Source organism: uncultured Maricaulis sp., assembly GCF_963976135.1.
In the GTDB taxonomy this organism is placed as follows: Bacteria; Pseudomonadota; Alphaproteobacteria; order Caulobacterales; family Maricaulaceae; genus Maricaulis.
Genome location: NZ_CAXBKN010000127.1, coordinates 1 through 5,813, shown reverse-complemented (window position 1 = coordinate 5,813; position 5,813 = coordinate 1). Strand labels below are relative to the sequence as shown.

Below are 5,813 nucleotides of genomic sequence, written 5' to 3'. Positions count from 1 at the left end.
TCGCGGATCTTCGAGGCCGGGTGGCCCTTGGCGAGGTCGCCGGCATGGGCGGCGATCTTGTAGGTGATGACGCCGGTCTTGACGTCATTGCGGTCGGGCAGGCCGAGATGCTCTTTCGGGGTGACATAGCAGAGCATGGCACAGCCAAACCAGCCGATCATGGCGGCGCCGATGCCGCTGGTGATGTGGTCATAGCCCGGCGCGATATCGGTGGTCAGGGGGCCGAGCGTGTAGAAGGGGGCCTCGTGGCAACACTCGAGCTGCTTGTCCATATTCTCCTTGATCTTGTGCATGGCGACATGGCCCGGCCCCTCGATCATCACCTGGCAGCCCTTCGCCCAGGCGATCTTTGTGAGCTCGCCCAGGGTTTCCAGCTCGGCAAACTGGGCCTTGTCATTGGCGTCGGCAATCGAGCCGGGACGCAGGCCATCGCCGAGCGAGAAGGACACATCATAGGCGCGCATGATGTCGCAGATCTCCTCGAAGCGGGTGTAGAGGAAGCTCTCCTGGTGATGCGCCAGGCACCATTTGGCCATGATCGAGCCGCCGCGGGAAACGATGCCGGTGACCCGGTCGGCGGTCATCGGCACATAGGCGAGGCGCACGCCGGCATGGATGGTGAAATAATCCACGCCCTGCTCGGCCTGTTCGATCAGCGTGTCGCGGAACACCTCCCAGGTCAGGTCCTCGGCGACGCCATTCACCTTTTCCAGCGCCTGGTAGATCGGCACGGTGCCGATCGGGACCGGCGAGTTGCGCAGGATCCATTCACGGGTGTTGTGGATATTCTTGCCGGTCGAGAGATCCATCACCGTATCGCCGCCCCAGCGGATCGCCCACACCATCTTGTCGACCTCTTCCTCGACCGAGGAGGTGACGGCGGAATTGCCGATATTGGCGTTGATCTTGGTGAGGAAATTGCGGCCGATAATCATCGGCTCGAGCTCGGTGTGATTGATATTGCACGGGATAATGGCGCGGCCACGGGCGATCTCGGAGCGGACGAATTCCGGCGTCACGAATTCCGGGATCGAGGCGCCGAAGCTCTCGCCATCGGCCATGCGTTCCTTGAAGCCGGCCATGGGCGTCTTGCGGCCGAGATTTTCGCGCTCGGCGACATAGATCATCTCGTCGGTGATGATGCCGGCGCGGGCGAATTCATATTGGGTGACCGGCGCATCAGCGAGGCCACGCATGGGCTTGTGCAGGCCTGGAAATTCGCGCGCCAGATACTTGCCCGTCGCGCCGCCATTATCGAGCGGGGTGACCGGACGGCCTTCATACTCTTCCACGCCGCCACGCTTTTTGATCCCGGCCAGGCGCACGCGCGGCAGGCCCTGCTCGACATCGATCCTGGCATCCGGATCGCTATACGGCCCGGAGGTGTCATAGACCCGCACCGGCGGCTCATTCGCCGTCGGATGCAGATCGATCTCGCGATGCGGCACTTTCAGCCCCGGCGCCGTGACCGGCGAGGTCCAGACGCGGCGCGAACCCGGCAGCGGCCCGGTGGTGACCTTGGGGGTCTCGAATGAAGCTTGGGTGGTGGGCTTGTTCATGTGCGGGCGTCCGGTTTTGGATGTGAAAAGGGGGTTAGTCGGTGGCAAGGCCGAGCTCGGCGCGGGCCTTCCTGCTCAGTCCGGCCGCGACCAGGCGGTGGCTTTCGCCGAGATAGTCGCGCAGCGTGTCGGTATCGAGCGTTTCCGGGCCGGTCCATTGCAGCCAGCTCATGCCGCGCGAGGCGAGATAGGGGGCGGGGCGCATGCCCGGCTCGTCCTTGTAGATCTCGAACGTCATCGGCGAGCATTTGAAGGAGATGGCGAAGCCTTCAATATCCTTCGCCCAGCCACCGACGGCGAAGATCTTGCCGCCCACCTTCCAGACATGCGCCTCGCCCCACTGCACGACGGTGCTGGTGGCGGGCAAAGTGCCGCAGAAAGCGTTGAATTCGGCTTCGTCCATCTCTCGCTCCGTCCCGACGCCGGCATGACCCGGATCCGGTTCTAAGGGTGCTTCTCAGACCTGACACCTGCCAGGACGCCCCTCGGAAATCTGGAGCGAGCATGGCGCCCGCCGGTGATTCTGGCAAGCGGACTGTGGATCGGGCAGCCCCTCCCCCGTTTCGGGGATTCCCTTTGTGACCGCGGCGGCTAGAGTGCCGGCATCAAACCGGAGACGCGCCATGCTCACTGCCGCCAGCCTGCTTGTCGCCGCCGCGCTCCAGCTCCAGGGCCTGCCCGCTTTTGCCAATGGCCATTATGTCGAGCGCCTGTCTGATGGCAGCTCGGCCTGCGGCGATGCGTCGGCGCGCTGGTTCGAGCTTGATGTCCGCACCCCGCCGAACAGCCCCTCCGGTGTCGATGGCAATGCCGGCAGCCTCGTGATCGCACTGGGCGCGGCGCCGGTGGACTATCAGCTCACCTACGCGCTCTCCTTCGCCGAACCGGACCCGGCCTTCGACATGCGCACGATGCACATGATCGATGGCAGCGTCACGCTGGACGACGGGACCTACACCTTGCGGACCAGTTTTCTGACCAGCGCCAATGGCGATGCCGAGCTCATCAGCGCCACCGCCTCTGATGGCGGCCCGCCGATTCACCTGGTGCTCACAGACCACGAGCCGCGCACCCATGGCGCCCTGGCCAATGGCGTCGACCTTGAGCCCTTCGAGCACTGCCCGGCCGACACAGACTGACGGAGACTGCCATGCTGATCGCAACAAGCCTGCTCGCCGCCCTTCTGCTGCAGGGCCCCGACGCGCCCGCCGAGCCGCAGGGCCTGCCCGCCCTGCCCGATGGCCATTATGTCGAGCGCCTGGCCGATGGCAGCTCCGCCTGCGGCGATGCGTCGGCGCGCTGGTTCGACCTCGAGGTTCGCACGCCGCCGGATCATCCCGCCTGGGTCGATGGCGAGGCCGGTGAACTCGTGCTCGGCCTGGGCGGCGCGGCGGCGCGCTACCGGCTCAGCTATGCGCTCTCCCTGGCCGAGCCCGGAGCTGTCCGTGAACTCGACCACGGCATGCGCATCATGACCATGATCGATGGCTGGCACACACCGGCAGATGGTTCACCGCCCTACCCGCTGCGGAGTCTCATCCTCACCAACCCGAATGGCGATGCCGAGCTTGTCAGCGCCGTCCTCACCTATAATGGCGAACCGATCATCCTGGTCCATTCGGCCCGCGCACCGGGCGTCCACGGCGCCGCGATGAACAATGATGTGCTGCGGCCCTTCGAGCGCTGCCCCGCCGAAGCGGACTGAGGCAGCGCGCGAAGCTCAGGGCCTATTCGCCGGCGACACGCCGATAGCTGCTCTCATCCCGGACGACACCTGTCACGGCGCCGGTTTCATCGCGTGAGAACCGGAAGGCCTCCAGATCACCGAGCGGCTGGGTCTGGCCGCCGAACAGGTCCGGCGAGGCGGGCGTCATCATCACGGTGTAGTCGCCCCAGCGTGCGACAAGCTGACCATCTTCCAGCGCGATGTCGAAATCGAGATAGGAATCGCCGGTGCTCCAGCGGCCTTCATAGGCGGCGAGTTCTGTCACCGAAGGCTGCCAGCTCCAGCCGCCCCAGCGCTCTTCGGCACGGGCCTCGGCCAGGCTATCCTGGCGCCGGTCGAGCAGCCAGGCGGCGCGTTCCGGATAGAGGCGCGGCCGGGCCTCGGACCAGCTCTCGGCATCCTCATGCCCGGTGAGGAATTGCAGATACTGGATCACGGTGCGCGAGGTGACCCAGCCGGTCATATTGTCGGAATTGGAGAAGGTGGCGATGCCGACACCGAGATCGGGCGCGAAGGCCATCATGGTGCGGATACCGGTATAGCCGCCGCCATGGACATAGAGCGCATGACCCTCGAAATCACAGATATTCCAGCCCAGCGCATAACCGGAACAGGGCAGTTCGATCGCATTGCGGCGATCATCCTGGTGGGTGTCGACGGCGCTGGTCTGCGCCTCCGCGAGCATGGCCGCGGTAATGCCACTGCCCGCGGGAGCCTCGCCGCGCAATTGCAGCTGCAGCCAGGTCGCCATGTCATCGGTCGAGGTGACCAGACCGCCCGCCGATTGCATGATGGCATCGGTCTTGGGGCGGACCTCATGCCAGCCGACATCCTCGCCCTGCCAGATATGGCCCCAGGAAAGCTCATCGAGCGCGAAATCGGAGGTGCGCGCCGAGGTGTGGTCCATGCCGAGCGGATCGAAAATTACCTGGTCGAGCCAGTCCTGCCAGGAGCGCCCGGTCGCCGTCTCCAGGATGGCACCGTAAATATTGTAACCGAGATTGTCATACTGGAAGCCCGGCTCGCGGGCGCTGGCGTAATTGGCGATCAAGGCGGGATAATCGCTCGCCTGCACCTGCAGCACATAGGCTTCCAGAATGGTGATCATCTCCGCCTCGATCGGCACCTGGTGCGAGATCAGATCGCGCAGGGTCCAGTCGGCGGGATCGGCGCCCTCGGGAAATTGCAGGTCGGGCCAGTGATCCGTGATGGCGCTGTCGAGCGCGAGAATGCCTTGCGCGTCGAGCCAGGCCGCCAGCAGGCCCATATAGGCCTTGGTCTGCGAGGCGATATAGATCGGCGTCTCAGACGTCATCGGCGCCCCGGTCGCGGCGCGGCGCTCGCCCCGGGTGCGGTTCATGATGATATCGTCGGGCGTCACCACAACGACGGCAAAGCCGGGACCGAGATCGGGAAAGCGGTCGAGAAATTCGTCCAGCTGCGCGGCGGCGCCCCGGGGCGTCTCGGCCAGTGCCGCCGTGCCGGTCAGAAGAAGGGCGCTGATGGCCGCGAGAGTGTGACGTAACATGCGTGGTGCTCCATAGCTGCGCTCCCCGGCAGGGAGCTTTTCAAGACCCAGTCAAGCAGAGGCGCACAGGGCCGGTATTGAACGGGTGTAACATCGCCGTCTCAGGCAGCGGCGAGCAGGGTTCTGAGCCGATGCGGCGAATAGCCGGTTTCGGTCCTGGCAAGGCGCGTGAAATGGCTCTGGTCGGCAAAGCCGGCGCCATGGGCCGCGTCGGCCAGCGAAGCCCCCTGCAGCATGTCGGCGATCGCCCCCGCCAGCCGGCAACGGCGGCGATACAGGCTGGGGGGCACGCCAAACCGGTCACGGAAGGCCCGCGACAAGTGCACGCGATGAACACCGGCTTCGTCGGCGAGGCATTTCAGGTCGGGCGCGGTCGCACTGTCGCGCAATGCATCGCGGGCGCGGATCAGCCAGCCGGGCACTGCCGGACGAGGCCATGCGTCACTGCGCGGGCCGCCCTGCGGCGTCATCACGGCCAGCAGATCGCAAATGATCGTCTCCGCCTCGGCGTCCGATCCGTGCGGAAGCGCGGCGAGCGTCATTGCCGAATGCCGGTCGCGCCCGGTCATGACACCCGCCTGCCAGCGCCAGTCGATTGAACGCCCCGGCAGGTATTCGTCCAGCCGGTCCGGCTCCAGATTGATGGAGAGGATCAGGGCCCCGTTGGGCCCGTATTGATTATGGTGCTCGAGACCGGCCGGTTTGACGCCGACACTGGGCTGTCCGATCTCCCGCTCACACCCGGCATGCGCTTCGAGAAACTCGCCCGCCAGCAGGCAGGAAAACTGGTGGACGCCATGATGGTGCGCCGGCATCGACCCGCCCCGGGCATAATAGCTGAGCCGGGCGCAGGTCCCGCCGCCTGCAAAGAGCTGCGCGTGTTGCATCATCAATCTCCCGGCGCGGCGAAAAGCCGGGCCCGTCATCATGATGCACCAGCACCGCGGTTTGGATGATGAAATCCTGTCCACATCGAAGTTGCCGGCCCGGCCAGCCAGCC

General features: G+C 65.6%; 6 protein-coding genes and 1 riboswitch. Of the genes, 2 read left to right on the top strand and 4 right to left on the bottom strand.

Translation table 11 applies throughout. The annotated features are described in order from the left end of the window. A partial coding sequence (gene thiC, locus AAC023_RS13190; protein WP_339741661.1) for a phosphomethylpyrimidine synthase ThiC occupies positions 1–1,559 on the bottom strand: 1,559 nt, incomplete at its 3' end. A gap of 34 nt (positions 1,560–1,593) precedes the next feature. Then, a complete protein-coding gene (locus tag AAC023_RS13185) occupies positions 1,594–1,962 on the bottom strand; it encodes an MmcQ/YjbR family DNA-binding protein (protein WP_339741660.1) in 369 nt (122 codons plus the stop codon). Further along, positions 1,957–2,055: riboswitch (TPP riboswitch) on the bottom strand. (Overlaps the previous gene by 6 nt.) A 127-nt stretch (positions 2,056–2,182) precedes the next feature. Here AAC023_RS13185 and AAC023_RS13180 point away from each other — a divergent pair. Further along, positions 2,183–2,698: a hypothetical protein gene (locus AAC023_RS13180; protein ID WP_339741659.1), complete on the top strand. Its 516-nt coding sequence runs from the start codon at positions 2,183–2,185 to the stop codon at positions 2,696–2,698. 11 nt (positions 2,699–2,709) lie between these two features. Continuing rightward, positions 2,710–3,264: a hypothetical protein gene (locus tag AAC023_RS13175; RefSeq protein ID WP_339741658.1), complete on the top strand. Its 555-nt coding sequence runs from the start codon at positions 2,710–2,712 to the stop codon at positions 3,262–3,264. Positions 3,265–3,286: 22 nt separating this feature from the next. Here the strand turns inward: AAC023_RS13175 and AAC023_RS13170 are convergent, their stop codons facing one another. Continuing rightward, positions 3,287–4,813 carry a serine hydrolase domain-containing protein gene (locus tag AAC023_RS13170; protein WP_339741657.1) on the bottom strand — a complete coding sequence of 509 codons (1,527 nt, stop codon included), beginning with the start codon at positions 4,811–4,813 and terminating at the stop codon, positions 3,287–3,289. Positions 4,814–4,914: 101 nt separating this feature from the next. Further along, a complete protein-coding gene (locus tag AAC023_RS13165; protein ID WP_339741656.1) occupies positions 4,915–5,703 on the bottom strand; it encodes a helix-turn-helix domain-containing protein in 789 nt (262 codons plus the stop codon). Positions 5,704–5,813: the final 110 nt, after the last annotated feature.

Bases quoted from the DNA above. Each gene is read 5' to 3' on its own strand.
- AAC023_RS13170 (WP_339741657.1), bottom strand. From the start codon at position 4,813: ATGTTACGTCACACTCTCGCGGCCATCAGCGCCCTTCTTCTGACCGGC.
- AAC023_RS13185 (WP_339741660.1), bottom strand. From the start codon at position 1,962: ATGGACGAAGCCGAATTCAACGCTTTCTGCGGCACTTTGCCCGCCACC.
- AAC023_RS13175 (WP_339741658.1), top strand. From the start codon at position 2,710: ATGCTGATCGCAACAAGCCTGCTCGCCGCCCTTCTGCTGCAGGGCCCC.
- AAC023_RS13165 (WP_339741656.1), bottom strand. From the start codon at position 5,703: ATGATGCAACACGCGCAGCTCTTTGCAGGCGGCGGGACCTGCGCCCGG.
- AAC023_RS13180 (WP_339741659.1), top strand. From the start codon at position 2,183: ATGCTCACTGCCGCCAGCCTGCTTGTCGCCGCCGCGCTCCAGCTCCAG.